General features: G+C 65.5%; 22 protein-coding genes and 6 tRNA genes. 15 read left to right on the plus strand and 13 right to left on the minus strand.

Going from position 1 to position 24,102, the window contains the following annotated elements:
• The first annotated feature begins 2 nt into the window (after nt 1-2).
• From purF to FF090_RS09705, 13 genes are all read left to right on the plus strand, one after another.
• On the plus strand, nt 3-1,511 hold the full coding sequence (purF, locus tag FF090_RS09645; RefSeq protein ID WP_138856523.1) for an amidophosphoribosyltransferase: 1,509 nt from the start codon (nt 3-5) through the stop codon (nt 1,509-1,511).
• Nucleotides 1,508-2,746 (plus strand): O-succinylhomoserine sulfhydrylase, encoded by a 1,239-nt coding sequence (locus FF090_RS09650; RefSeq protein WP_138856524.1) that lies wholly within the window; start codon nt 1,508-1,510, stop codon nt 2,744-2,746. Before purF ends, FF090_RS09650 begins: the two co-directional genes overlap by 4 nt.
• Nucleotides 2,743-4,146 (plus strand): glutamate--tRNA ligase, encoded by a 1,404-nt coding sequence (gene gltX / locus FF090_RS09655; RefSeq protein ID WP_138856525.1) that lies wholly within the window; start codon nt 2,743-2,745, stop codon nt 4,144-4,146. Before FF090_RS09650 ends, gltX begins: the two co-directional genes overlap by 4 nt.
• Nucleotides 4,147-4,192: 46 nt before the next feature.
• Nucleotides 4,193-4,268, plus strand: a tRNA-Ala gene (locus tag FF090_RS09660).
• 33 nt (nt 4,269-4,301) lie between these two features.
• Nucleotides 4,302-4,377 (plus strand) — tRNA-Glu (locus FF090_RS09665).
• Between the two features lie 55 nt (nt 4,378-4,432).
• Nucleotides 4,433-4,509: transfer RNA gene (locus FF090_RS09670), tRNA-Asp, on the plus strand.
• 144 nt (nt 4,510-4,653) lie between these two features.
• Nucleotides 4,654-4,729 (plus strand) — tRNA-Ala (locus FF090_RS09675).
• Between the two features lie 40 nt (nt 4,730-4,769).
• Nucleotides 4,770-4,845, plus strand: a tRNA-Glu gene (locus tag FF090_RS09680).
• A gap of 55 nt (nt 4,846-4,900) precedes the next feature.
• Nucleotides 4,901-4,977: transfer RNA gene (locus tag FF090_RS09685), tRNA-Asp, on the plus strand.
• Between the two features lie 59 nt (nt 4,978-5,036).
• On the plus strand, nt 5,037-6,365 hold the full coding sequence (locus FF090_RS09690) for a DNA gyrase subunit A family protein (protein ID WP_138856526.1): 1,329 nt from the start codon (nt 5,037-5,039) through the stop codon (nt 6,363-6,365).
• Nucleotides 6,362-7,108, plus strand: a complete 747-nt coding sequence (locus FF090_RS09695; RefSeq protein WP_175423601.1) for a hypothetical protein — start codon at nt 6,362-6,364, stop codon at nt 7,106-7,108. The genes FF090_RS09690 and FF090_RS09695 overlap by 4 nt, the downstream gene beginning before the upstream one ends.
• Nucleotides 7,108-9,918, plus strand: coding sequence for an ATP-binding protein (locus FF090_RS09700; protein WP_138856527.1), 2,811 nt, complete (start codon nt 7,108-7,110; stop codon nt 9,916-9,918). Before FF090_RS09695 ends, FF090_RS09700 begins: the two co-directional genes overlap by 1 nt.
• A 33-nt stretch (nt 9,919-9,951) precedes the next feature.
• Complete coding sequence (locus FF090_RS09705) at nt 9,952-10,773, plus strand: crotonase/enoyl-CoA hydratase family protein (RefSeq protein ID WP_138856528.1); 822 nt, start codon at nt 9,952-9,954, stop codon at nt 10,771-10,773.
• Nucleotides 10,774-10,775: 2 nt separating this feature from the next.
• Here FF090_RS09705 and FF090_RS09710 read toward each other — a convergent pair whose 3' ends face one another.
• Complete coding sequence (locus tag FF090_RS09710) at nt 10,776-11,504, minus strand: 2OG-Fe(II) oxygenase (protein ID WP_246071554.1); 729 nt, start codon at nt 11,502-11,504, stop codon at nt 10,776-10,778.
• A 118-nt stretch (nt 11,505-11,622) separates the two neighbouring features.
• On the opposite strand from FF090_RS09710, the gene FF090_RS09715 reads away from it, so the two are divergent.
• Nucleotides 11,623-12,456: an alpha/beta hydrolase gene (locus FF090_RS09715; protein ID WP_217503033.1), complete on the plus strand. Its 834-nt coding sequence runs from the start codon at nt 11,623-11,625 to the stop codon at nt 12,454-12,456.
• A 13-nt stretch (nt 12,457-12,469) separates the two neighbouring features.
• Here FF090_RS09715 and FF090_RS09720 read toward each other — a convergent pair whose 3' ends face one another.
• From FF090_RS09720 to lexA, 3 genes are read right to left on the minus strand one after another with little or no spacing between them, the layout of a single operon-like run.
• Entirely contained in the window at nt 12,470-12,940 is a 471-nt protein-coding gene (locus tag FF090_RS09720; RefSeq protein WP_138856531.1) for a nuclear transport factor 2 family protein, read from the minus strand.
• Between the two features lie 28 nt (nt 12,941-12,968).
• A complete protein-coding gene (locus FF090_RS09725; RefSeq protein ID WP_138856532.1) occupies nt 12,969-13,256 on the minus strand; it encodes a helix-hairpin-helix domain-containing protein in 288 nt (95 codons plus the stop codon).
• A 1-nt stretch (nt 13,257) separates the two neighbouring features.
• Nucleotides 13,258-13,941: a transcriptional repressor LexA gene (gene lexA, locus FF090_RS09730; protein WP_246071555.1), complete on the minus strand. Its 684-nt coding sequence runs from the start codon at nt 13,939-13,941 to the stop codon at nt 13,258-13,260.
• A gap of 100 nt (nt 13,942-14,041) precedes the next feature.
• Between lexA and FF090_RS09735 the strand changes: the two genes are divergently transcribed.
• The gene (locus tag FF090_RS09735) at nt 14,042-14,980 is read left to right on the plus strand and encodes an asparaginase (RefSeq protein WP_138856534.1); all 939 of its coding nucleotides are present in this window, start codon (nt 14,042-14,044) and stop codon (nt 14,978-14,980) included.
• Between the two features lie 49 nt (nt 14,981-15,029).
• Here FF090_RS09735 and FF090_RS09740 read toward each other — a convergent pair whose 3' ends face one another.
• The 9 genes from FF090_RS09740 to queF all read right to left on the minus strand — a co-directional run bounded on the left by FF090_RS09740 (nt 15,030) and on the right by queF (nt 24,008).
• Nucleotides 15,030-15,446: an organic hydroperoxide resistance protein gene (locus FF090_RS09740; protein ID WP_138856535.1), complete on the minus strand. Its 417-nt coding sequence runs from the start codon at nt 15,444-15,446 to the stop codon at nt 15,030-15,032.
• A gap of 55 nt (nt 15,447-15,501) precedes the next feature.
• On the minus strand, nt 15,502-17,454 hold the full coding sequence (locus tag FF090_RS09745; protein WP_138858343.1) for an ABC-F family ATP-binding cassette domain-containing protein: 1,953 nt from the start codon (nt 17,452-17,454) through the stop codon (nt 15,502-15,504).
• A 101-nt stretch (nt 17,455-17,555) separates the two neighbouring features.
• Nucleotides 17,556-18,089, minus strand: coding sequence for a hemerythrin domain-containing protein (locus tag FF090_RS09750; protein WP_138856536.1), 534 nt, complete (start codon nt 18,087-18,089; stop codon nt 17,556-17,558).
• 180 nt (nt 18,090-18,269) lie between these two features.
• Nucleotides 18,270-19,142, minus strand: a complete 873-nt coding sequence (prmB, locus tag FF090_RS09755; protein ID WP_246071375.1) for a 50S ribosomal protein L3 N(5)-glutamine methyltransferase — start codon at nt 19,140-19,142, stop codon at nt 18,270-18,272.
• Nucleotides 19,139-20,287 carry a succinyl-diaminopimelate desuccinylase gene (gene dapE / locus FF090_RS09760; RefSeq protein ID WP_138856538.1) on the minus strand — a complete coding sequence of 383 codons (1,149 nt, stop codon included), beginning with the start codon at nt 20,285-20,287 and terminating at the stop codon, nt 19,139-19,141. The genes prmB and dapE overlap by 4 nt, the downstream gene beginning before the upstream one ends.
• Nucleotides 20,284-21,441 (minus strand): PilT/PilU family type 4a pilus ATPase, encoded by a 1,158-nt coding sequence (locus FF090_RS09765; RefSeq protein WP_138856539.1) that lies wholly within the window; start codon nt 21,439-21,441, stop codon nt 20,284-20,286. The genes dapE and FF090_RS09765 overlap by 4 nt, the downstream gene beginning before the upstream one ends.
• 28 nt (nt 21,442-21,469) lie before the next feature.
• Nucleotides 21,470-22,315: a 2,3,4,5-tetrahydropyridine-2,6-dicarboxylate N-succinyltransferase gene (dapD, locus tag FF090_RS09770; RefSeq protein WP_138856540.1), complete on the minus strand. Its 846-nt coding sequence runs from the start codon at nt 22,313-22,315 to the stop codon at nt 21,470-21,472.
• Entirely contained in the window at nt 22,312-23,523 is a 1,212-nt protein-coding gene (gene dapC, locus FF090_RS09775) for a succinyldiaminopimelate transaminase (protein ID WP_138856541.1), read from the minus strand. Before dapC ends, dapD begins: the two co-directional genes overlap by 4 nt.
• Nucleotides 23,523-24,008: a preQ(1) synthase gene (gene queF / locus FF090_RS09780; protein ID WP_138856542.1), complete on the minus strand. Its 486-nt coding sequence runs from the start codon at nt 24,006-24,008 to the stop codon at nt 23,523-23,525. The genes dapC and queF overlap by 1 nt, the downstream gene beginning before the upstream one ends.
• Nucleotides 24,009-24,102 lie beyond the last annotated feature (94 nt).

Raw genomic sequence — 24,102 nt, forward strand, 5'->3', positions numbered from 1 at the left:
CCATGTGCGGCATCGTTGGCGCCATTTCCCACCAGCCCGTGAACCAGTTGCTGTATGACAGTCTGCTGCTGCTTCAGCATCGCGGTCAGGACGCCGCCGGCATCGTCACCATGGAGGGCACGAAGTGCTTCATGCACAAGGCCAAGGGCATGGTTCGGGATGTGTTTCGCACCCGCAATATGCGCGCGTTGCCCGGCCGCATTGGCCTCGGTCAGGTGCGCTACCCCACGGCGGGCAATGCCCACAGCGAAGAGGAAGCCCAGCCTTTCTATGTGAACGCGCCCTTTGGCCTGGTGCTGGTTCACAACGGCAACCTCACCAATGCCGCCGCCCTGCGCCAGGAGATGTTTGACCTGGACCGCCGCCACATCAACACCGAGAGTGACACCGAGGTGTTGATCAACGTCGTTGCGCACGAACTCGAAAAGGCCGCACGTGACCTGCCTTTGGATCCGGCCGCTGTTTTCAAGGCCGTGCGGGCGGTGCATGCGCGTCTGCGCGGCAGCTACGGCGTGATCGCCTTGATTGCCGGGCATGGTTTGTTGGCTTTCCGGGATCCCTACGGCATCCGTCCGCTGTGCTTCGGTCGCGGCCAGGACGGTGAGTGGATGGTGGCCAGCGAGTCGGTGGTGCTGGAGGGCACGGGCTACAAAATCGAGCGCGATGTGGCGCCCGGCGAGGCCCTCTTCATTGATGCGAAAGGCGTGCTGCACACCGAACAATGCGCGGCCGCGCCGACGCTGAACCCCTGCATGTTCGAGTTCGTCTACCTGGCCCGCCCGGACTCGGTGCTGGATGGCATCTCGGTCTATCAGGCGCGCCTCAATATGGGCGAGACGCTGGCTCAGCGCGTCATCTCCACCATTCCGCCCAGCGAGATCGATGTGGTGATCCCGATTCCGGAGTCGAGCCGACCCTCGGCCATGCAGCTGGCCCATCGCATCGGCAAGCCCTATCGTGAGGGCTTCGTGAAGAACCGCTACGTGGGTCGAACCTTCATCATGCCGGGGCAGGGCGTGCGCAAGAAGTCGGTGCGCCAAAAGCTCAATGCGATTTCCCAAGAGTTCAAGGGGCGGCGCGTGCTTTTGGTGGATGACTCCATCGTGCGCGGCACGACCTCGAAGGAGATCGTGCAAATGGCGCGGGAGGCCGGGGCCACCAAGGTCTATATGGCTTCGGCGGCGCCGCCGGTGAAGTTTCCCAATGTCTATGGCATCGACATGCCCACCAGCACCGAGCTGATCGCGCACGGTCGCAGCCTGGAGGAGATCCGCGCCTACATCGGCGCTGACGCGCTGATCTACCAGGACGTGGACGCCATGAAACGGGTGGTGGCGGCCTTGCGCCCGGGGCTCGACGGCTTTGAGGCCAGTTGCTTTGACGGCGTCTACGTCACCGGTGACATCGGTGCTGAGCAGATTGCCGCCATGCAGGCCCAGCGCCCCAAGGCGGGCGCAGAAGAGGACGCTGCCGCAACCGGCCGCCTGGCGCTGCAGGAGCGCGGTGAATGAGCCAGGCCGAGCGCCGAGTTCCGGGGACGCTGCCCGCCGGCTTGAGGCCCGAGACCCTGGCGGTCCGCAGCGCGCTGCCGCCCAGCCAATATGGTGAGAACTCCGAGGCTCTGTTCCTGACCAGCGCCTATGTGCAGCCCGATGCCGAGACTTCGGCGCGGCGCTTCGCCAACAACGAGGACTTCACCTACAACCGCACCAGCAACCCGACGGTGCGCAGCCTGGAAGCGCGCCTGGCCGCCCTGGAGGGGGCCGAGGCCGCCATTGCGACGTCCACCGGCATGAGCGCAATCTTGCTGCTGGCCATGGGCCTGCTTAAGGCCGGGGATCATGTGCTGTGCTCGCGCTCGGTGTTCGGCTCAACGATCAATCTGTTTGCCAAAGAGTTTGGCAAGTTCGGTGTGCAGACCAGCTTTGTGTCGCAGACTGATTTGGGCGAATGGCGTGCGGCAATCACGCCCACCACCCGATTGCTGTTTGCCGAGACACCGACCAACCCCTTGACCGAGGTCTGCGACATCCGCGCCCTGGCCGATCTGGCTCATGAGGCCGGGGCCCTGCTGGTGGTGGACAACACCTTCTGCACCCCGGCCCTTCAGCGTCCGCTGGAGCTCGGAGCCGATCTGGTCATGCATGCCGGCACCAAGTTTCTGGATGGCCAGGGACGGGTGATGGCAGGCAGTGTGTGTGGTCCGCGCCGGATCATTCAGGACGTGCTGGCACCGGTGTTGCGCACGGTGGGCATGACGATTTCGCCCTTCAATGCCTGGGTGGTCCTCAAGGGCTTGGAGACCCTCAAGCTGCGCATGGAGGCGCACAGCCGGCAGGCCATGGCCATCGCACAGTGGCTAGAGGCGCATCCGCGTGTCGCGCGGGTCCACTACCCTGGCTTGTCCAGCCACCCCCAGCATGCCCTGGCGCTGCGTCAGCAAGGCGGGCAGGGCGGGGCGGTGCTGTCCTTTGAGCTGCAGGGGCATGATCCCGAAGCGGCGAAGGCGGCGGCCTTTCATGTCATTGACAGTACGCAGCTGCTCTCGATCGCCACGAATCTAGGCGACACCAAATCCATCCTCTGTCATCCCGCCACCACCTCGCATGGCCGCCTCAGCGAGGCTCAGCGGCAGGCCGCAGGCATTGGCCAAGGCCTGCTGCGACTGGCCGTTGGCCTGGAGCATGTGGACGACATCACTGACGATTTGCAGCGTGGCCTTGCCACCCTGCCGCACTCCCTATGAACCCTCATTTCAAGACCATTCGCACCCGCATCGCGCCCTCGCCAACGGGTTTCCTGCACCTGGGAACTGCGCGCACGGCGCTGTTCTCCTGGGCGTTCGCCCGCCATTTCGGCGGTCAGTTTGTGCTGCGCATCGAAGACACCGATGTGGCCCGCTCCACGCAGGACTCGGTCGAGCAGATCCTGGCCTCGATGCACTGGCTGGGCCTCGAATATGACGAGGGCCCGATCTATCAAATGCAGCGACTCGATCGCTACCAAGCGGTGGCGCAGCAGCTGATCTCAGCGGGCAAGGCCTATTACTGCTATTGCTCGCCGGAAGAGTTGGCCGCCATGCGCGAAGACCAAAAGGCGCGCGGAGAGAAGACCGGTTATGACGGCCGCTGGCGCCCGGCGCCTGGCAAGCAACTGCCTCCCGTGCCCGAAGGCGTCAAACCGGTGATCCGATTCGCCAACCCGGAAGGCGGGGAGGTGGTTTGGGACGATCTGGTCAAGGGCCCGATCCGCATTGGCAACAAGGAAATCGACGACCTCATCATCGTTCGCCCCGATGGGGTGCCGACCTACAACTTCGCCGTGGTGGTGGATGACTGGGACATGCAGATCAGCCACGTCTTCCGTGGCGACGAGCATGTGAACAACACCCCCTGGCAGATCAATTTGTTCGAAGCCTTGGGCGCACCGCTGCCGCAGTTCGGCCATGTGCCCATCATCCTGGGTGACGATGGCCTGAAGCTGTCCAAGCGGCGCGGCGCAGTCAGTGTTACTGCCTACGAAGAAGCCGGCTACTTGCCTGAGGCCATGCTGAACTACCTGGCCCGTCTGGGCTGGAGCCATGGCGATGACGAGATCTTTAGCCGCGAGCAATTGGTGGCATGGTTCGATGGGGCCCATCTGACCAAGAGCCCTGCGCAGTGGGACGCCGCCAAGCTGGAGTGGGTCAACGGCCAGTACATCAAAGCGGCGGATGACGCACGATTGGCCAGCTTGGTCGCGCCACGCCTGAGCCGCCGCGGCTTGGTTGTTCCGCCGGACGCGCCCTTGGCCGCCCTGTGTGCACTGTTCAAGGATCGTTGCAGCACCCTGGAGGCCTTGGCTGATTGGCTGGTCATGTACTTCGGTCCGGTACAGGCCAGTGACGAAGATCGGGCTCAGCACCTGGGCGAGGCCGCCCGTGATGCGCTGGCCGCGTTGGCAATCGCATTGAAAGATGCTGAATGGACGCCTGCGGGTATCTCGTCCGCGATGAAGGCGGTACTGGCCCAGAAGGGCCTCAAGATGCCCCAACTGGCCATCCCTCTGCGTGTTTTGGTGTGCGGACGCACCCAGACGCCGGCCATTGACCAAGTGCTCGCGCTCTTCGATCGAAAAATTTTGATGGATCGCTTGCAAGCGCCGTAAAAGTCGGTCTATACTCTTAGTCTCGCTTGAACGGCGTACTTCTTTCGGGGGTATAGCTCAGCTGGGAGAGCGCTTGCATGGCATGCAAGAGGTCATCGGTTCGATCCCGTTTACCTCCACCAATCGCAAGTGCGCAGTTCAAGGTTGAAGGATTTGTCCCCTTCGTCTAGAGGCCTAGGACACGACCCTTTCACGGTTGTAACAGGGGTTCGAATCCCCTAGGGGACGCCAGTTATAATGGATTGATAGCACCAGCGATGCAAATCGCAAACGCAATCACCACTGCGGAGTGGTAGTTCAGTTGGTTAGAATACCGGCCTGTCACGCCGGGGGTCGCGGGTTCGAGCCCCGTCCACTCCGCCAAATATTAAACAGCCTGCTGATCCAGTAGGCTGTTTTTCTTTATAAGTGTGAGACGTTGGTTTGAAAAAACTTCTCAAGTATCTTGTGAAGTGGATTAAAACTGCGTTATAGTATCGACATCGCTTGAACAGCGTGCCGCCTTCAGGGGGTATAGCTCAGCTGGGAGAGCGCTTGCATGGCATGCAAGAGGTCATCGGTTCGATCCCGTTTACCTCCACCATTGTTTTGCGGCGCGCGGTTCAGGTTTGTGAAGTTTCAGCGTCCCCTTCGTCTAGAGGCCTAGGACACGACCCTTTCACGGTTGTAACAGGGGTTCGAATCCCCTAGGGGACGCCAGTTATAATGGATTGATAGCACCAGCGATGCAAATCGCAAACGCAATCACCACTGCGGAGTGGTAGTTCAGTTGGTTAGAATACCGGCCTGTCACGCCGGGGGTCGCGGGTTCGAGCCCCGTCCACTCCGCCAATATTCGAGGGGTCTGCGCGAGCAGACCCCTTTTTCTTTTGCGCGTCGCTTCTCCAGCCATGTCCGATTCATTCGATACCGGCAGCGATAACTCCCAGCAGGGGTTTGCGGAGTATTTTCGAGAGGGTGAGGCACCTGACGACGCTGGTCGCTGGTGGCAGCTTGAGGCGCAGGAGCCCACACTCGAAGCACTGCGCGCCCTTTGTCAGGGCCCGGCCACGCTGGTCCGCCTGCGTCTTTGGGTGTTTCTGGAGTTGATGGCCCAGCCCGAAGGGCGGCTGAGCCGGGAGCAACTCAACCGCCACTTCCATGCCTTGACCGATGAAGCGCTGGAGTTGGTGCTGCGGCGGCTCCGGGACGCCGAGCTGCTGAGCTGGGAGCCGGGCGATCAGGTCTACACATTGACCGGGCTGGCCCAGCGTCTGCTGGGATTGTTGGCGCCATTGAACGCAGCGCCCGCGCCCGATGACGAGCTGGCCACCTTGCTGGCGGGTGTGGCGGGGGCCCAGCAGCTTGGCACCCTTGAGCCTGGCCAGTTGCAGAGCCTCCAAGCCCAGCTGGTGCGCCTGAATGATGAATTCGCGGACGCCATTGCCAGTGGCTCCGAGTTCCGACTGCGCAAGGCCCGGGGGCGCTTTGAGCGCGCCTTGGGGTTGGTTGAAAAAGCCTCCGAAGCGCTGACGGCCATCATTCGTGGCGCGGCAGACCGAAACGATGCCCGGCTCGAACGTCTGGCCCGCGACCTGGGCTTGGCGCAGGCCAGGCTGCTGGCCATGGCCAGCCAGTTCAATCGCGCCCTGCAGCAGGCGGATCGGCAGCGCATCAGCTTGGGATCCACGGGCATCACCACCACGGATGTTCGGCGCTGGCTGCAAGGGCAGGCCCATTTGGAAGACCTGTTGCTGGGTGCCTTTGCCCTGCCGGTGAGCCCGGTCTTTGTGGCTCAACACGAGTTGGTGGACACCACCGAGGGTGAGTTTGAGCGCACCAAGGCGCAGGCCCGACCCAAGGATGTACTGCCTGGGGCGCGAGCGGCTCCGCCGGGGCAGATGGAAGTCCTGTCCTTCCCGCCTGAATTGGGCCTGCTCAAAAGCTTGCTGCAGCGCTGGGGTCAAGAAGCCAACGACGAGCGGCCCTTGGCCCCGGCCTTGCTGGGTGGCAGCTATGCCAAGGCCGCCTATCGCGCGCAGCTCCTGCCCTTGATGGGCGATCCGCAGTCCCGCGACATGGCCGGCGCCACTGGGGAGTTGGCTCGCCAGCCCTGGACGGCGCGCTTTGCCGTTGAACAAGGCCCCGTCGACGACCCCCATGTGCGCTGGATGAGCCAAGGCACGCTGCGACGCAGCGCGCCCTCCACCCAGACCCCGAACGAGGATCCGCTTCCATGAGTCTGCCGTTTGACGACAGCGCCCAGCTGATTGCCCAGCTGCTGGCGCGCCGCTGGTTGCCGCGCAGCCATCCCCTGGTGCGCAAGGCGCTGATCGACACCGAGGTCTGGCGCCGATTGGAAGAGCGCGCCGCGGGTGTGGGTCTGCGAGTGGTTGACAACGTCCATGCCGACCACATCAGCCTGGCCTTGCAGCGCCAGGCCGAGAACGCGGTGTTCGGCGAGACCGCGCTCAATGCGAACAACAACTTTGATCTGCCGCGCGACGGCGCCGCTTTGCTGGTCGTGATCTGGGCCTTGATCGTGCTGCCCAAGCGCCAGCGCCAGCTGGCGCGCATCGAAGCCCACGAGGCCGGGCAAAGCGAGATGTTTGCCAGCGAGAAGCCCTTGCCGAGCGCGGACAAGGCGGCTCCCGTCTTGAGTGTGCGCAGTCTGCTGGCGGACTTCGGCAAACAGCTTGGCGGGGCCCTGCGCGTCAACACGCACTTGAAGCTGCTGGAACGTCAGGGCTTCATCCTTCGTCGAGGCGAAGAGATTGCTGAAGGTCCGCTGCTGGACTTGCTGCTGGATTACGACCGCTTGGCGCCGCGCATCTTGGAAGGAGCCTTGGCCGATGTGCTTGGACAGGCCAGCGATCCGCAGGCCGGTCCCGCCTTCAAGGTCATGCTGGAGGCCCGCCGCGCAGCGGCGCAAGCCGAGGAGCAGGGCTTGGATGACGAAGACAACCAGAGGGAGCCCGCCTGATGTTCCACTTGCAAGATCTGGAGCTGCTGCACTGGGACTACTGCCAGCGCGTGGCCATGCCCTTGGACGCGGCCATCGTCACCATCGCAGGCCCCAACGGCTCGGGCAAGACCACGCTCCTGGATGCGCTACGAACCCTGCTAGGCCTGGAATGCTCGGGCGGGCGGACCTACAAGACCTATGCGCGCCACGCCAACGCGGACACGGCCTGGCTGCGTGCCAGTGTGGACAACCGCCCGCGCCACCGCCAGAACAGCAGCCGGCCCTTTGCTAGCTCACTGCTTTACGACGATCAAGTCACCATCGCTTGCCGGATCGAGCGTCACGGCGGCGACTGGCAGCGCCGCTACATCCTGGTCGACGGCGTACAGAGCATCGAGCAACTGAGCGAGCGTGGCGACAAGGAATGGATGGGCATCGAGGGCTGGAAGCGCCGCTTGGAAGCGGCGGGCCTGACCCGCGCCATCGGGCGCGTTTTGGCGCTGGAGCAGGGCCAGACCGACCGCCTGTGCGAACTCAATCCGCGTGAGTTGCTGCGGCTGGTGTTTGAAGTCTTTGGCGATCAGGAGGTGCTGGATCGCTACGACCTGGCCAAGAGCCATCAGCAACAGCTTGAGAAGGAAGTGGTGCAGGGTCAGCAAGAACTTGCCCACGCCCAGGCGCAGTTGGCTGAGTTGGCCCAGCGTGTGAATCTCTACAAGAGCTGGCAGTTGCGCGTGGGCGAACGTGAGCGACTGAACACGGAAGTGTTGCCAGTCCTGCAGTGGGCCGACGCGCGCGCCTCGACGGCCCGCGAGGCTCGCGAGTTGCATCGCCAGCGCCTGCAGTTCTCGGCCGAGGAACGCAATCAGTCGGACTCGCGCCGCGCCCTGCACGAGGCCTTTGAGGCGGCCGAGAGTGCGCGACGCCAGCTGGGCGCTCTGGCTGAGCAGCGCCATGCCGCGCGCAAGGCATTCGATGAAGCCCGCGATGCCGAGCGCCCGCTCGAAGACATGCTCAAACACGCCGAGGCGCTGCAGGCCCTGGCGGCCGTGGAAGGCGATTCGGCCGATCTGCAAGAGCTATTGGCCGGGCTGGGTGAGCGCCAGCACAAGCTGCGTGCCGAGTACACCCGGGCTCACGACGCCAGCGCCAAGGCGCAAGCCGCGCTGGCGGCGCTGAAGGGACAGCCGGTGCCGCCGCCCCCAGCCGACGTGCTGCGCTTTGGCCGCGTGCTCAATGAAGCCGGCATTGCCCATCATTTGGTGGCCGATGCCATCGACATCGTCGACGAGACCTGGCGCGCCGCCGTGGAAGGCTACTTGCGCGGCTCGCGCTGGATCGTGGTGCTCCAGGATGCCGGCGATGAGCGCCGTGCCTTTGCGCTGGCCGCGCAGGAGCGCTATCGCCACTACGTGGTGGCCGAGGCCGAGACGGCGGGCGCCGCCCCCAAGGGCAGCCTGCTGGCCGCCGTGCGTGTCAGTGCCAAATTGCCAAGCTGGCTGTTGCGCCAGTTGGCCGGTATTCGCTGTGTCCGCGACACGGCCGCCGGCAGCGGCATCGACTGGATCACCCCCGATGCCTACTACCGCGACAACCGCGGCGGTCGCAGCCTGTTTGTGCCTGCGCACGAGCATCAGTTCGGAACGGCGGCCACGGACGCTCGTCGTCAGGCGCTGGAAAGCGAGTTGGCGCGTGCCGATGCCGAGCTGACCCGCCTGGCGCGCGAGCAGTCCGAGATCGACCGTCAACTGAAGGATGCGCAGAAGGCGGCCGCCGGCAAAAAGGCCGCGCTGGAATTGGCCGAGCGCGCCAGTGAGCTGGCCGAGGCGCGTGAACGCCTGCCGCAACTACGTGCCGCCCGTTTGGAAGCCAGCAGTCGGTGGAGCAGCCTGGATCAGGACCACGCCCAGGCCGTCAAGGATGCCGACCGGGCCGAGCGCGACTACCAAGCCCTGCAAGTTCGTCTCAAGAGCGGGCTGGAGCAAATCCAGGCCCTGCGCCGCGGCTTTGATGAGCGCCTGACTTCCCTGCGCAACGCCAGCCAGGCCTCGCGCAAGGCACGCGCAGCCTTTCCTGCGGCCTGGGTGAGTGCGAGTCGCTTGGCCGGCTTGCGCGACGAGTTCGGCTCCATCCAACAGGCCCGCATCGCACTGGGCCATGTGGAGAAGGAGTTGGAGCAGGGCAGTTGGGAGACCGACGCCCAGGTGATGGAGCGTCATGCGCGGATGGATGTGCAGGTGCGCGAGCAACAGCGCATGCTGGACGACCGTCGCGCCAGCAATGAGGCCGCGCGCATTGCGTCGGGTAACGCGCGTGAGCGCTACATCGAAGTGTTGCGAGCCACGCTGCGGCGTTACCGCCGCAATGTGCAGGAGTTGGGCGAACTCGCCGGCGTCATTGCGCTGGCCGATCTGCCCCATCTGGACAACGACGACACCGTGCTGGCCCAGGCCGGCTTGCAGGTGCGCTTCAGCTTCGACGGCAAGGGTGAGGTGGGCTTGAATGACGGCGAGGCCAGCGGTGGCCAGCAGGTGCTCAAGAGCTTGATCTTGCTGGTGGGGCTGATGAAGGACGACGACGCGCCGGGCGGCTTTGTTTTCATCGACGAGCCCTTTGCCCACCTGGATGTTCGCAACATCCAGCTGGTGGGGCACTTCTTGAAGAGCACCCGAGCCCAGTACCTGCTCACAACCCCCATCACCCACAACGTGGAGGTGTTCGAGCCCTCAGACATCACCCTGGTCACGAGCAAGAAGCCGCGTGGCGAACGCTGGGCGCCGCCGATTGGGGTGATCCAGCGCCGTCCGGCCAATGAGGCCTATGCCTGACACCCCGAGCCCTTCGCCCCTGGAGCCCACCGCATGACTCTCCCTGTGTTTGAGACTCTCCTTGTTCGGCTGCACGGTGCCGTGGCCCAGATTGCGCTGAACCGTCCGGACAAAGCCAATGCCATGAACTGGGCGATGTGGCAGGACATTCGCAGCGCCATGCAATGGGCCGACCGCACACCCGAAGTGCGTGCGGTGGTGCTCAAGGGCGAAGGTACGCACTTCACGGCGGGCATCGATCTCGGGATGATGGCGGGCCTGCAGGGCCAGATCCAGGACGACTGCGAGGCCCGTCTGCGAGAGAAGTTGCGTGGCTTGATCTTGGAATTGCAGGACACCTTGAGCAGTCTGGAGCGCTGCCGCAAGCCGGTGCTGGCGGCTGTTCACGGCGCCTGCTTGGGCGGCGGCATCGACCTGATCTGCTGCGCCGACATGCGCTATTGCAGCGCGGAGGCCGAGTTCGCCATCAAGGAAATCGACATCGGCATGGTGGCCGACGTGGGTACGCTGCAGCGCCTGCCCAAGCTCATCGGCAGCCAGGGCCTTGTGCGGGAGCTTGCATTCACCGGGCGCAAGGTGGGTGCCCAGGAAGCATTGGCCCTGGGGCTGGTCAATCGGGTGTTTGAAACCCCCAGTGAACTCGAGGCCGGTGTGTTGGACCTGGCGCAGCAGATCGCCAGCAAGTCACCCTTGGCCGTGCGCGGCACCAAGCAGGCGCTCAACTACGCCCGCGATCACAGCGTGGCCGATGGTTTGGAGCAGATCGCCAGCTGGAACGCGGCCATGCTGCTCTCGGAAGACCTGATGGCCGCCATGATGAGTGGCAAAGGCGCCCCGCCGAAGTTCCGCGACTGAACTCAGCGCGCCCGGTAGAGGGTTTCAGCGCGCTGGAACAGGATCCAGCTGGTCAGGATGTACTTGTCGCCCGACAGCGGCACCCGGCCTCGGTGGGTGTGGGTGAACCCCGCAGGCGCAATCACCAGGGTGCCAGCGCGGGGTTTGAGGCTGCGCCCCTGGTAATAAAAGTCGGTCTCGCCGCCCTCGTCGACATCGTTCAGATAGACCATGAAGAGCAGCGCGCGGTGCAGGGTCTCGGCGTCAGGCTGCGCGGGGTAGGTCTCGCAGTGCCAGTAGTTGTAGTTGCCCTGGCCCTGCAGGTACTTCTGCATCTGGATGGGGCCCAGCCGATAGAGCTGGCGCATCAGATCCATGGCGTGCGGCGCGCCCAGACGCTCGAAGTTGTCGTGCGTCAGCGGTGTGGGGGTGCCGGTGCGGGGATCGGCCAGGGTCAGGGCGATGGGCGCAATCAGCCCAAAGTGGTAGCGACGAAAGTACTCCGCGGCCTTGAAGGTGGTGACCTTTTGAACCTCGCGCAGCAGGGGCAGCCATTCCGGGTGTTCGTTGAGGTAGAGGTCTTGGCTGAGCTTCTTGCTCTCATCCACGCCGCCGCCGGTGCGCCCGGGTCGCCGGTGTGGGCTGGACTCGAAGGCTTCGATCAACTGCCGGCACTGCGCAGCACTGAGCGCGTGGTCATAGCACTCGATGAAGTCGCCCGCGATGGCGGGTGGGGGATGCGGGATGGGCACAGGGCAAGGGGGAGTGAGTCGTGCAGGGCGCCAGTATGACCAGGGGCAGGGCGCCCTTGCGCTGGCATCATCCCGCGCTTTTGCAGATCGAGCTGGGGAGACACGCATGAGAAGGATGATGGCAGGCCTGCTTGCGGCCGCCTTGCACTTGGGGCCGCTGGGGCTCGCCGCGGCTCCTGCGCTGCCCGAGCTCAAGGAGCGTGCCGACCTGCGGATTGGCGACAGCCTGCTGGTCGATTCCCGCGTGATGGGCGAGGCGCGGCGCATCAATGTCTACACGCCTCAACTGCTGCCAGGCCAGCAACCCAGCCCGTTGCCGCTGCTGCTCGTGCTTGATGGCGGCATGGGCGAGGATTTCCTTCACATCGCCGGCTTGCTGCAGGTGGGGGTGGCCAATGGCAGTGTGCGGCCGTTCCGACTGGTAGGCATCGAAAACACCGAGCGGCGCCGAGACCTGACAGGGCCCACCCAGAACGAAGACGACCGCAAGATGGCGCCGCGTGTGGGGGGCTCGGAACGCTTCCGGCGCTTTGTCCGCGATGAGGTGCTGCCCTTGATTGAGGCGCGCTATCCCAGCACCGCTGAGCGTGCGCTGATGGGCGAGTCACTGGCCGGATTGTTTGTGTTCGAGACCTTGCTGCAGGAGCCCCAGCTCTTCGATCACTACATCGCCATCGACCCAAGCCTGTGGTGGAACGACAAGGCGTTGTTGGCGCAGGCGGCGAAGGGGATCGGTCTGGCCGAGCAGCCCAAGCATCTGTTCATGGCCTATGGCGCGGACATGCTGCGGGGTGAGGCGCCAACGCGCGCGGCGCTGCAGGCCGGGGCCCAAGCGGGGCTGCGCTGGCGCCTGGAGCTGGCGCCGGATGAAGGGCATTCAACCCTCTATCACCCGATGGCGCTCAAAGCTTTGCGCGCCTTGCTCAAACCTGCCGAGGCTCCGAAACCCTGAGCGTCGGGGCCGTTCAAGCCTTGGCGAGAAAGCGATCCAGGTTGTGGCGTGCGGTGCGGCGCACTTTGTTGCGCAGCAGAGGGCTCCAGCCCAGCAGCAGACCCGCCGGGCCCAGGGCCTGGCGGCTCCAGGCCCAGAAGTCGAAGTGATCCCACTGGCGGGTGATCAGGCCCTGCGAGTTGAACTCGAAGCGGCTGTCGATGACGTTGTGCACCATCCGACCTTGAGCGCCGCCAAAGCGGTAGATCGGCTCCCAATGGGCCGTGCTGGCCGTGAAGGGGCCGGCGCGCAGTTCCCAGTCTTTGAAGTCGCGGGCGCGGATGTTGGCGCACAGCATGGACCACATGCCCACCACCTCGTGCTTGCCTCTCAGACTGAAAGCAGGGTCGTCAAAGGCCACCTCGTCTGCATAGCACTCGGCCATGGCGTCGGTGTCGGCTTTGGCAAAGGCGGCGTATAGCTTTTCAAGGGTGGCTTGGCTCATGGGGCGATTGTGGTGCGGGCCAGCGCCGCTACAGATCGGGGAACTGCTGCTTGCGCGCAGCGGTGTAGTGCCACCAGGGTAAGGCGGGCGCACCGCGCATGAAGTCCACTGCGGCCATAAAGGTGTCGAGTACACAGGGGTCCTGGCGCTGGGCGGTCAGCAAGCACAGGCGTTGGTAGAGGTGTAGCGGGTCTTGCTGGGCCAACTCAGCGGGGTGCTGAAGACCCAATAACGCGAAGTCGGCCGCCATGGCGCGGCCGATATTGGGCAGCTGCTCAAAGCGCTGGCAGGCTTCGGCGCAGGACGCCTTGCTCATTTCATTGCAGGCCAGAGCGCAGCAGGCCGACCGCCAGGCCTTCGAGCGCAAAGGGCTCAGAGCCATCGACGTGGATGGGACGGAAATCCGGGTTCTCGGGCAGCAGCCAGATGCCGTCGGCATCGCGCTTCCAGCGTTTGACCGTGACCTCATCGCCCAGCCGGGCCACCACGATCTGGCCGTTGCGAGCCTCGGCCACCTTGCGCACGGCCAACAGATCGCCATCCAGGATGCCGGCATCCCGCATGCTCAAGCCCTTGACGCGCAGCAGATAGTCCGGGGTTTGCTGGAACAGCTCGGGGCTGACAGCGAGCTGCTGCTCGACATGCTCTTGCGCCAGGATGGGCTGTCCGGCGGCCACACGACCCACCAGCGGCAGCAATAGCTGAGCCAAGCCTGGCAGCGGCAATTCCGATTGGCCTTCGGGCGAACGCGCCGGGCGGCGCATGGCGCGCAGGGTGTCCGCCTTGAGGCGGATGCCCCGTGAGGTGCCGCTGACCAGCTCGATCACGCCCTTGCGTGCCAGGGCCTGCAGATGCTCTTCGGCCGCATTGGCCGACTTGAAGCCCAGGGTGGCCGCAATCTCGGCGCGCGTGGGCGGGGTGCCGGTGCGTTCGATGGAGCGGCGCACGAGGTCAAAGATCTCTTGTTGGCGCGGCGTCAGGGGGATCTTGCTGGTGGTCACGCGGGCCTCACAATGCTGGGTTGAGCGGGATGCGGTGGCTGAGGGAATGCACATGCTGGATGTGCATCCAGGTGCTGCATTTTCATACAGGAATTGAAGCATGCCAAGCCAAGTTTGGATTTTGGGCACCGGCGGCACCATTGCCGGCAGTGCCGCTAGCAGCAGCGACCATGTGGGCTACCGCGCCGGCCAGGTGGGTATCGAGGCCCTGGTGGGGGCCGTACCGGCTTTGCAGGGCCGCGCGCTGGCCTTTGAGCAGTTGGCCCAGCTCGACAGCAAGGACATGGACTTCGCCACCTGGGCGCGGCTGGCGCGGCGGGTGCAGGCCCTGCTTGACGACGAGGCGGTGCGCGGCATTGTCATCACCCATGGCACCGACACGTTGGAGGAAACCGCCTATCTGCTGCACCGCGTGCTGCGCGATGCCGCCAAGCCGGTGGTGTTGACGGCGGCGATGCGCCCGGCCAGTGCGCTCAGCGCCGATGGGCCGCAAAACCTGCTCGACGCCGTGACCCTGGCCGAGCACGAAGGCGCGCGCGGCGTGCTGGTGGCCTTTGGCGGCGCGGTCTATCGCGGTGACCGCATTCGCAAGCTGCACAGCTACCGGGTGGATGCCTTTGGCAACCCCGATGGCGGGCCGCTGGCCTGGATGGAGAGCGGTGCGCTGCGTCTGTTGGCGCCCTGGCCGGTCAGCCAGGCCTGGGGCGTGGCCGGCCTGCCTGAGCAGGGCAGTGCGTGGCCGCGGGTGGAGTTGCTCTGGAACGCTGCCGGCGTCGACGGCAAGCTCGTTGCGCTGCTGCAGGGCCTGGCGGCTCAGGAAGGCCGGCGCTTGGGTCTGGTCGTGGCGGGCACCGGCAATGGCACGCTGGCCGAGCCCTTGGAGGCGGCGCTCAAGGCGGCGCAAGCGCAGGGTGTGGCTGTGCGCCGTTGCAGCCGCTGCGGTGCAGGCCCCGTGATCGGCGGTGACCTGCCCAGCGCGGGCGCTTTGAGTGCGCCGCAAGCCCGCGTAGAGCTGTTGCTGACGCTGCTGCGACCCTGAACAAAAACGGCGCCCCGCGGGGCGCCGTTTCGCGGATCCGAATTTAGGCTCAGACCACCGTCAGCACCACGTCGATGTTGCCGCGAGTGGCGTTGCTGTAGGGGCAGACCTGGTGGGCGGTGGCCACCAGCTTGTCAGCGTCTTCACGGCCCATGCCGGGCAGGCTGATGGCCATGCGCACGCCGATGCCGTAGCCGGTGCCCTTGGGTCCGAAGTCCACTTCGGCCTTGATTTGGGCGTCAGCCGGCACGCTCAGACCCAGCTTGCCGGCCACGGCGCCCATCGCACCCATGAAGCAGGCCGAATAGCCGGCCGCAAACAGTTGCTCGGGGTTGGTGCCGTTGCCGTCGCCGCCCATTTCTTTGGGCTTTGCCAGGGTCAGCTCCAGGGGGCCGGTGCTGGATTTGCCATTGCGGCCGCCGGTGGTGGTGGCGTGGGCGGTGTAGACAACCTTGTCGAGAGCCATGGTCAGCGTTCCTTGTGGTCGAAAAAAGGGAAGGGCGCTGACTCTATCGAAAACGCTATTCCCCTGCAGCGCCCAGGATCTGCTCGACCTGCTCGCTCAAGTCCAGCCATTGCAACTCGGCGGCATCCACCTCGTCGCCCAGGGCCTTGAGGCGGCGGCCGATGTCGGCGATGCGCGCTGGCGCGGCGCTCCCTAGGCTCAGTTCCTCTTCCAGTCGGGCGCGCTCCTGGCCCCAGGCTTTGAGCTGGCGGTCCAGCGCGTCCATCTGCTTGCGCAAGGGAGCGGCCTGCTGGCGCAGCGCAGCGGCGGCCTTGCGGTCCTCGCGCTGGGCCACGGCGGGCGGCGGCGGTGGAGCCGCCACAACGGGGGCCGCAGCGGGGCTCGCAGATGGGGCGCGCCCGGCCTTGAGCGCGCGCGCGGCCTCCTTGCTTTGCTCCAGCAGCCAGCGCTGATAGTCGTCCAAGTCGCCATCGAAGGGGCCGAGGACGCCCTTGGCCACCAGCCAGAATTCGTCGCAGACCTCGCGCAGCAGCGCGCGGTCGTGGCTGACCAGCATCACCGTGCCCTCGAACTCGTTGAGCGCCATCGACAGCGCTTCGCGCGTCTGCAGATCCAGGTGGTTGGTGGGCTCGTCTAGCAGCAGCAGATTGGGGCGCTGCCACACCAGCATGCACAGCACCAGGCGGGCCTTTTCACCGCCCGAGAGGCTGCCCACGGCCTGGTTGACCATGTCGCCGGTGAAGCGGAACTGGCCGAGAAAATCGCGCAGCTCCTGTTCGCGCCCTGGCGGGCCCACGTCCTTGGCCAGGCGCACCATGTGCGAGAGCGGCCCCTCGTCGGGGCGCAACACATCGAGCTCCTGCTGGGCGAAGTAGCCGATCGACAGGCCCTTGCCCTCGGTCATCTCGCCTGCCAGCAGCGGCAGGTCGCGGGCGATGGTCTTCACCAGTGTGGACTTGCCCTGGCCGTTGGCGCCCAAGATGCCGATGCGCTGGCCGGCCAGCACGCTGCGGTTCACGCCCGTCACGATGGCCGTCTCACCGTATCCACAGGCGACATCGCTGAGCGCCAGCATGGGGTTGGGCAGGCTGGCGGGTTCGCGGAACTCGAAGGCGAAGTCGGACGCCGCCAGCACCGGGGCCAGCTTCTCCATGCGCTCCAGGGCCTTGACCCGACTTTGGGCCTGCTTGGCCTTGCTGGCCTTGGCCTTGAAGCGGTCGATGAAGCTCTGCAGGTGCTTGATGCGGTCCTGCTGCTTCTCGAAGCTGGCCTGCTGCAGCACCTGGGCCTGGGCGCGCAGGGTCTCGAAGGCCGTGTAATTGCCGCCCCAGCGCGTGAGTTTGGCGTGTTCCAGATGCAGGGTCACGCGGGTGATCGCGTCCAGGAACTCGCGGTCGTGGCTGATCACCAGCAAGGTGCCGGGGTAGCGCGCCAGCCAGGCCTCCAACCAGACCAGGGCGTCCAGGTCCAAGTGGTTGGTGGGCTCGTCCAGCAGCATCAGCTCGGCCGGATTGATCAGCGTGCGGGCCAGTTGCAGGCGCATGCGCCAGCCGCCCGAAAAGCTGTTCACTGGCGCATCCAGTTGGTCGCCCTTGAAGCCCAGGCCCAGCAGCAGGGCCTGCGCGCGCGCGCGGGCGTCGAAGGCGCCGGCGTCTTGCAGCGCGGCATGGGCCTCGGCCATCAACAGGCCGTCGTGGGCATCCTCAGCGGCCTGCAACTGGGCGCGCGCCTTGAGCAAGGTCAGGTCGCCATCCAGCACGAAATCGGTGGCGCCCTGTTCGGTCTCGGGCAGGTCCTGCGCCACTTCCGAAAGCCGCCAGGTCGGCGGCATCTCAGCGTCGCCGGCGTCGGCCTGCAGGCGCCCGGCCAAAAGCGCGAACAGGCTGGACTTGCCCGCACCGTTGGCGCCCACCAGGCCGATGCGTTCGCCGGGTTGCAGGGTGACGTTGGCGCTGTCCAGCACCACTTTGGTGCCTCGCCTGAGGGTGAGGTTCTTCAGAGAAATCAAGGGAGGGGCCGGTGCCACGCCGCCTTCACAACTGGCAGGGGCGCGAAATCAAAAGGGGCGAATGCTAACTGGCGCGCCCCCTCCGTTCTTCTCTTGGACCGTCAGAGTCGCCGAGCTGCGCTGCAGCGGTCTGCCGCGCTGTAGAGGGTCTGATCTTCCAAAGTGATGCGGTTGAGCAGGGCCTCAATGAGGACTCGGCCTTCCGCGTTGAATGCGGCGGGCGATGCTCGAATTTTTTCCGTACCCGACCAATGTGTGCAAAAGCGTTCGAAGCGTTGGGCCAGGCATCCCAGCTCAGCTTGAAACTGTCGCGCCAATTTGGCGACCTCGGAGCTCTCGCTATGCAGCAAGGCCGGGTAGAGCAGGTAGTCCTCTGCAATGAAATGCTCGCCCAGCAGTCCGCGAAGTTCATTCAGCGCTTGATGCAACTGCGTCGCATCGAGCCCCCCTGAATCGTGCGAGAGCATGCAACGCAAGGCCTCAAGCCTGGTTCTCAACCGCTCATGCTGTTGACGCAATTCCGCCGTGGCGATCTGGGGGATGGGCTCCGAAATAGAGGGTTCGATGCGGCGCCAAAGCCGCGCCCACCATCCAGTCGGTCTCTCTGTCGCGGAAGGGGGCGATGGCGCGCGCATGACAGTCTCCCGGATTAACGCCCCTCGTTCCGGCTCTTCCTGGCCTTGAGAATGGGCGGGTCTGGCGCCTGATTCTGTGGAATGCCGCCCCGGATGGGAACAGCCTCCGCAAATAATGTCCGAAACATCGCGGGAACTTGCATTCCGTCAAGGCGACTTTCAGCTCGCACCGCACTCAGGTCAGATGGCGGCCAATAGTTGATCGCGCGTCAGCAGCAGCACCATGTCGTCGCCCGCCGAAGTGCTGAGCCAAACCGGCTGCAGCTGCGGGAACGCCGCCTCGAAGAAGGGGCGCTCGTGGCCAATCTCCAGTACCAACACGCCGTGCTCGGTCAGCCGGTCGGGCAGGTCAGCCAGGAGCTGCCGGATGAAGTCCATGCCATCGGTGCCGCCGGCCAGTGCGAGTACCGGCTCGGCGCGGAACTCGGGTGGCAGCTCGGCCATGGACTGCGCATTCACATAGGGTGGGTTGCACAGCACCAAGTCGAAGCGCTGGGCGGCCACGGCGGCCAGGCCGTCGCCCTGGACCAATTGAATGCGCGACTGCAGCCCGTGGCGTTCGACATTGCGCGCGGCAACCGCCAGGGCCTCAGGGCTCAGATCGGCCCCGGTGACACTGACTTCGGGCCAGGCCATGGCGGCCAGCACGGCCAGCGAGCCGTTGCCGGTGCACAGATCCAGCACCTGGGTGCTGCTGGGGTCCAGCCAGGCATCAAAGCTGCCTTCAGCAATCAGCTCGGCGATGAAGCTGCGCGGCACGATGGAGCGCGCATCGATGAAGAAGGGCACACCCTGCAGCCAGGCCTCGCCGGTGAGGTAAGCGGCCGGTTGGCGGGTGGTGATGCGGCGCTCGATCAGGGCCTCGATCTGCGCGGCCTGCTCGGGGCTGAGCGGGTCGTCGGCGTGTTCGTCCAGCGTGTCCAGCGGATGCTGCAGCTGCCACAGCGCCAACCAGGCGGCCTCGTCGAAGGCGTTTAGCGTGCCTTGGCCAAAGGCCACACCGGCTGCTTGCAGGCGCGCGGCGCCGGCCTCAATGGCTTGAATCAGGGTCACAGCAGCAGGTTCTCGAAAGTGCGCCGGTAAATGGCGGTGAGCGGATCCAGATCGGCCACGGTCACCCATTCATTGAGTTGGTGAATGCTGGCGTTGATGGGGCCGAACTCCACCACCTGGGGGCAGAGTTTGGCGATGAAGCGCCCATCCGAGGTGCCCCCGGTCGTGGACAGTTCGGCGGCCACCCCGGTCTCGGCCCGGATGGCCGCTGTCATGGCCTGGGTGAGCGTGCCAGGCTCGGTCAAAAAGGGCTCACCGCCCAGTACCCAGTCGATCTGGTATTCGAGCCCATGGGCCTCCAGCACAGCCTGCACCCGGGCCTTGAGCGCCTCCGGCGTGCTGGCGGTGGAGAAGCGGAAGTTGAAGTCCAGCACCGCGCTACCCGGGATCACATTGCCGGCTCCCGTGCCGGCTTGGATGTTGCTGACCTGAAAGCTGGTGGGCGGGAAGTGGGCATTGCCTTCGTCCCAGCGCATTGCCGCCAGTTCTGCCAGTGGCGCGGCCAGTTGGTGGATGGGGTTGCGGGCCAACTGCGGATAGGCCACATGGCCCTGGATGCCCTTGACGGTGAGCCGGCCGCTGAGCGAGCCGCGGCGGCCGTTCTTGATGGTGTCGCCCAGTCGTTGGACCGAGGTCGGCTCACCGACGATGCAGGCGTCCAGGCGCTGGCCACGACGCTTCAGCTCCTGGACGACATGCACCGTTCCATGCAGGGCCGGGCCTTCTTCGTCACTGGTCAGCAACAGGGCCAGGCTGCCTGGGTGTTCGGGGTGGGCGCGCACAAAGGCCTCGCAGGCCACCACAAAGGCGGCCAGCGAACTCTTCATGTCGGCCGCGCCGCGCGCGTAGAGCCGGCCGTCGCGATAGCTGGGCGTGAAGGGGGGCGTGGTCCAGGCGTCCAACGGGCCGGTGGGCACCACATCGGTGTGGCCGGCCAGCACCAGCACCGGGGCTTGAGCGTCACGGCCCGGTCGGATGGCCCAGAGGTTGGACACCGCTGCCTCCTTGGGGCCGGCATCCAGCCGCTCGCAGGCAAAGCCCAGGGCCTGCAGGCGCTCGCTGATGAGGTCCAGACAGCCGGCATCGGCCGGCGTGACGGAGGGCCGCGCCAGCAGCGCCTCCAGCAGTTCGAGGGTGGGGCTCAATCTTCCTGCGTCACGTCGAGCGTGATCTCGGTAAAGGTCGCGGCGTCTGCCGGTCCGTCATCAGCGGCCACCGGCGCGCGGGAAACCGGGGCGCTGGCGTTCTGCAGGCGCCAGAGCAGGTTGGTTGGCGAATCGGCAAAGGCCAGGCCCTCTTCGCGGCTGATGGTGCCGTTTTCGATCAGCTTGGCGAAGTGCTCTTCATAGGTCTGAGAGCCCTCGGCCATGGATTTCTCCATCGCTTCCTTGACGCCGTTGAAGTCGCCCTGTTCGATCATTTCGCCCACCAGCTTGGTGTTCATCATGATCTCGACCACCGGCACGCGACCGCCGGTCTGTGCCCTCACCAGGCGCTGCGAAATGATGGCCTTCAGGCCGGCAGCCAAGTCACCCAGCAGGGCCGGGCGGCTTTCCGGCGGATAGAAGGACAAGATGCGGTTCAGCGCGTGATAGCTGTTGTTGCCGTGCAGGGTGGCCAGCACCAGGTGTCCGGAGAGCGAATACGAGATGGCCGCCGTCATGGTGTCGCGGTCGCGAATCTCGCCAATCAAGATGCAGTCAGGCGCCTGGCGCAGGCAGTTCTTCAACGCAATCTGCAGGCTGGCGGTGTCGCGTCCGATCTCGCGCTGGTTCACCACCGAGCGCTTGTTCTGGAACAGGTACTCGATCGGGTCCTCGATGGTGAGGATGTGGCCCGAGAGGGTCTGGTTGCGCTTTTCCAGCATGGCTGCCAGCGTGGTGCTCTTGCCCGTGCCGGTGGCGCCCACCATCAGCACCAGGCCGCGCTTTTCCAGCACCAGGGAGCCCAGGCTCTCGGGGAGCTTGAGCGAGTCCATCGACGGGATGGTGTGCGAGATATGGCGGAACACCGCCGCGATCGAACCGCGCTGGCGAAAGCCACTCAGGCGGAAACTGCCCACTTTGGGGATGGAGATGGCCAGGTTCAGTTCGCCATGCTCATCCAGCTCGGCCAGTTCCTTGGGCTGCAGCAACTCGCCGATCAGCTGGCGCGGCTGGTTCACGGCCAGGGGTTGGTCCGAGAGCTGCACCACCTGACCGTTGAGCTTGATCAGCACCGGCATATTGGCCGACAGGTAGCAATCGGACGCACCCTTCTCGGCCATCAGGCGCAGGATGCGCTCCATATTCCCGGACATGCTGATCTTCCTTTCTGGTGCCTGGATCTCAGGCCCTGAGTAGCTCGTTGATCGAGGTCTTGGCGCGGGTCTGCGCATCGACCTTCTTGACGATGATGGCAGCGTACAGGTTGTAGCGCCCGCCATCGCGCGGCAGGCTGCCGCTGATGACGACCGAGCCGGCGGGCACGCGGCCGTACGTTGTCTCACCCGTCTCACGGTCGTAGATGGGGGTGCTTTGGCCGATGTAGACGCCCATCGAGATGACCGAATGCTCCTCGACGATCACGCCCTCGACGATTTCGGAGCGCGCGCCGATGAAGCAGTGGTCTTCGATGATGGTGGGGTTGGCCTGCAGCGGCTCCAGCACGCCGCCGATGCCCACGCCGCCGCTCAGGTGCACGTTTTTGCCAATCTGCGCGCAGCTGCCCACGGTGGCCCAGGTGTCCACCATCGCGCCTTCGTCCACATAGGCGCCGATGTTCACGTAGGACGGCATCAGCACCACGTTCTTGCCCAGAAAGCTGCCGCGCCGGGCCACCGCCGGCGGCACCACGCGCACGCCGCTGGCACGGAACTGTGCCTCGCCCCAGCCTTCAAACTTGGTGGGCACCTTGTCGAAATAGGCCAGGTGGCCGGCATCGGCGTCGCCCATGGGGCGGTTGTCGTTCAGACGGAAGCTCAGCAGCACCGCCTTCTTGATCCACTGGTGGACTTCCCACTGTCCTACGCCTTGCCGCGAAGCCACGCGCAGGCGGCCGGCATCCAGCTCAGCCAGCACATGGGCCACGGCCTCGCGCACGGCGGCGGGGGCGGCGTTGGGGCTGAACTCGGCGCGCTGTTCCCAGGCGGCTTCGATGGTGGCTTGCAGGCTTGTTTGTGCGCTGGTGCTCATGACTGACTCTCGATGAATTGACGGATGCGCTGCGCGGCTTCAAGGCAGGCTTGCACCTCGGCCACCAGGGCCATGCGTACACGCCCCTGGCCGGGATTGCGTCCCGTCATCGGGTTCGTGCGCGCCAGCAAACTGCCGGGCAGCACCTGGACATTGCATTCTGCGAGCAATGCCTTCGTCAGCTCGATATCGCAGCCTCCGTATAGCTGCTCGGGCACTCCAGCCCAAAGGTAGAAGCCGGCGTCAGGCGCGCTCACCTCCAGCACATCCTGCAGCAGAGGCAGCACGGCCTGGAACTTGGCCTGGTAGGCCGCGCGGTTCTCCGCCACATGGGTCTCGTCGCTCCAGGCCGCCATGCTGGCGGCTTGCACCACCGGGCTCATGGCGCTGCCGTGATAAGTGCGGTAGAGCGTGAAGGTCTTGATGAGCTCGGCGTCTCCCGCCACAAAGCCGCTGCGCAGGCCCGGCACCGAGCTGCGCTTGGACAGGCTGGTGAAGCTGATGAGGCGGCGGAAGTCGCTGCGGCCCAGTCGCGCTGCGGCCTCCAGCGCACCCAGCGGCGGGGTGTCGCCCAGGAAGATCTCGGAGTAACACTCGTCGGCGGCGATCACGAAGCCGTGCCGGTCGCTCAGCTCAAAGAGACGCTGCCACTCATCCAGTGGCATCACCGCGCCACTGGGGTTGCCCGGGGTGCAGACATAGACCAGCTGGGTCTTGGCCCACACGGTGTCGGGAATGGCCCCCCAGTTTGCCGCGAAGTTGCGCGCGGGGTCGCTGTCGGCAAAGGCCAGTTCGGCGCCGGCCAATAGGGCGGCCCCTTCATAGATTTGGTAGAAGGGGTTGGGCACCAGCACCGTCGCGCCGGGGCGGCTGGAGTCCACCACCGTCTGCGCAATGGCAAACAGCGCCTCACGCGAACCATTGCAGGGCAGGACCTGGGTGGCCGGGTCCAGGTGCAGGCCGTAACGGCGCTGAATCCAAGCAGCAATTGCCGCTCGCAGCTCGGGCGCACCGGCCGTGGCCGGGTAGTTGGAAAGCCCAGCCAGGTTGTCCCGCATGGCTTCCAGCACCACAGTCGGCGCCGGGTGGCGCGGCTCCCCCAGGCCCAGGCTGATGGCGCGCAGCGCGGGGTTAGGCGCAATGCCCACCTGCAGCGCGCGCAGGCGCTCAAAGGGGTAGGGCTGCAGCAGCTCCAGGCGCGGGTTCATCAGAGCGGCAGCATGCCGTTCTCTTGGGGGAAGCTGGCGCCGCCGAACTCCACCGGGGCCTGGGGCTTCCAGCCCTTCTTGCGGTGCTCGACCACCACATTCGTGTAGATGCCGCCGCGCACATACCAGCGGGCCTTGACGCGGCAGAAGCGCGGCTTGGTGACCTTGACGATGTCGTCCAGGATCTGGTTGGTCACCGCTTCGTGGAAGGCGCCCTCGTCGCGGTAACTCCACATATACATCTTCAGGCTCTTGAGCTCGACGCACCATTCATCGGCCACCATCTCGATGACGAAGTGGGCGAAGTCCGGCTGTTTTGTGAGCGGGCAGTGGCAGGTGAACTCGGGCACCTGGAACTGCAGCAGGTAGTCGCGCTGCGGGGCCGGGTTGGGGAAGACCTGCAGCTCCTTGCTGGGTCGCGAGGGCGGGTTCACCGGGGCCTGACGCTGGCTGGCAGGCGCTTTCTTCTTCGGGGTGGTGGCCATGGTGTGCTCGGGCTGAGTGCTGCTTTTCAAAAGGGGCGCGATGCTATCATCCGCGCCCTTTTTTGCCCTGTTTTCCTCTATGAAACAGGGTGTT

Source organism: Inhella inkyongensis, assembly GCF_005952805.1.
In the GTDB taxonomy this organism is placed as follows: Bacteria; Pseudomonadota; Gammaproteobacteria; order Burkholderiales; family Burkholderiaceae_C; genus Inhella; species Inhella inkyongensis.

Excerpts from the sequence above, each read along its gene's own strand:
- dapC (WP_138856541.1), bottom strand. The coding sequence starts at position 23,523 with ATGAACCCGCGCCTGGAGCTGCTGCAGCCCTACCCCTTTGAGCGCCTG.
- FF090_RS09750 (WP_138856536.1), bottom strand. The coding sequence starts at position 18,089 with ATGCGCGCGCCATCGCCCCCTTCCGCGACAGAGAGACCGACTGGATGG.
- FF090_RS09765 (WP_138856539.1), bottom strand. The coding sequence starts at position 21,441 with ATGTCCGGGAATATGGAGCGCATCCTGCGCCTGATGGCCGAGAAGGGT.
- FF090_RS09715 (WP_217503033.1), top strand. The coding sequence starts at position 11,623 with ATGGCAGGCCTGCTTGCGGCCGCCTTGCACTTGGGGCCGCTGGGGCTC.
- FF090_RS09695 (WP_175423601.1), top strand. The coding sequence starts at position 6,362 with ATGAGTCTGCCGTTTGACGACAGCGCCCAGCTGATTGCCCAGCTGCTG.
- FF090_RS09650 (WP_138856524.1), top strand. The coding sequence starts at position 1,508 with ATGAGCCAGGCCGAGCGCCGAGTTCCGGGGACGCTGCCCGCCGGCTTG.
- FF090_RS09740 (WP_138856535.1), bottom strand. The coding sequence starts at position 15,446 with ATGGCTCTCGACAAGGTTGTCTACACCGCCCACGCCACCACCACCGGC.
- FF090_RS09725 (WP_138856532.1), bottom strand. The coding sequence starts at position 13,256 with ATGAGCAAGGCGTCCTGCGCCGAAGCCTGCCAGCGCTTTGAGCAGCTG.
- purF (WP_138856523.1), top strand. The coding sequence starts at position 3 with ATGTGCGGCATCGTTGGCGCCATTTCCCACCAGCCCGTGAACCAGTTG.
- queF (WP_138856542.1), bottom strand. The coding sequence starts at position 24,008 with ATGGCCACCACCCCGAAGAAGAAAGCGCCTGCCAGCCAGCGTCAGGCC.
- FF090_RS09690 (WP_138856526.1), top strand. The coding sequence starts at position 5,037 with ATGTCCGATTCATTCGATACCGGCAGCGATAACTCCCAGCAGGGGTTT.
- FF090_RS09705 (WP_138856528.1), top strand. The coding sequence starts at position 9,952 with ATGACTCTCCCTGTGTTTGAGACTCTCCTTGTTCGGCTGCACGGTGCC.
- FF090_RS09735 (WP_138856534.1), top strand. The coding sequence starts at position 14,042 with ATGCCAAGCCAAGTTTGGATTTTGGGCACCGGCGGCACCATTGCCGGC.
- gltX (WP_138856525.1), top strand. The coding sequence starts at position 2,743 with ATGAACCCTCATTTCAAGACCATTCGCACCCGCATCGCGCCCTCGCCA.
- FF090_RS09700 (WP_138856527.1), top strand. The coding sequence starts at position 7,108 with ATGTTCCACTTGCAAGATCTGGAGCTGCTGCACTGGGACTACTGCCAG.
- FF090_RS09720 (WP_138856531.1), bottom strand. The coding sequence starts at position 12,940 with ATGAGCCAAGCCACCCTTGAAAAGCTATACGCCGCCTTTGCCAAAGCC.
- dapD (WP_138856540.1), bottom strand. The coding sequence starts at position 22,315 with ATGAGCACCAGCGCACAAACAAGCCTGCAAGCCACCATCGAAGCCGCC.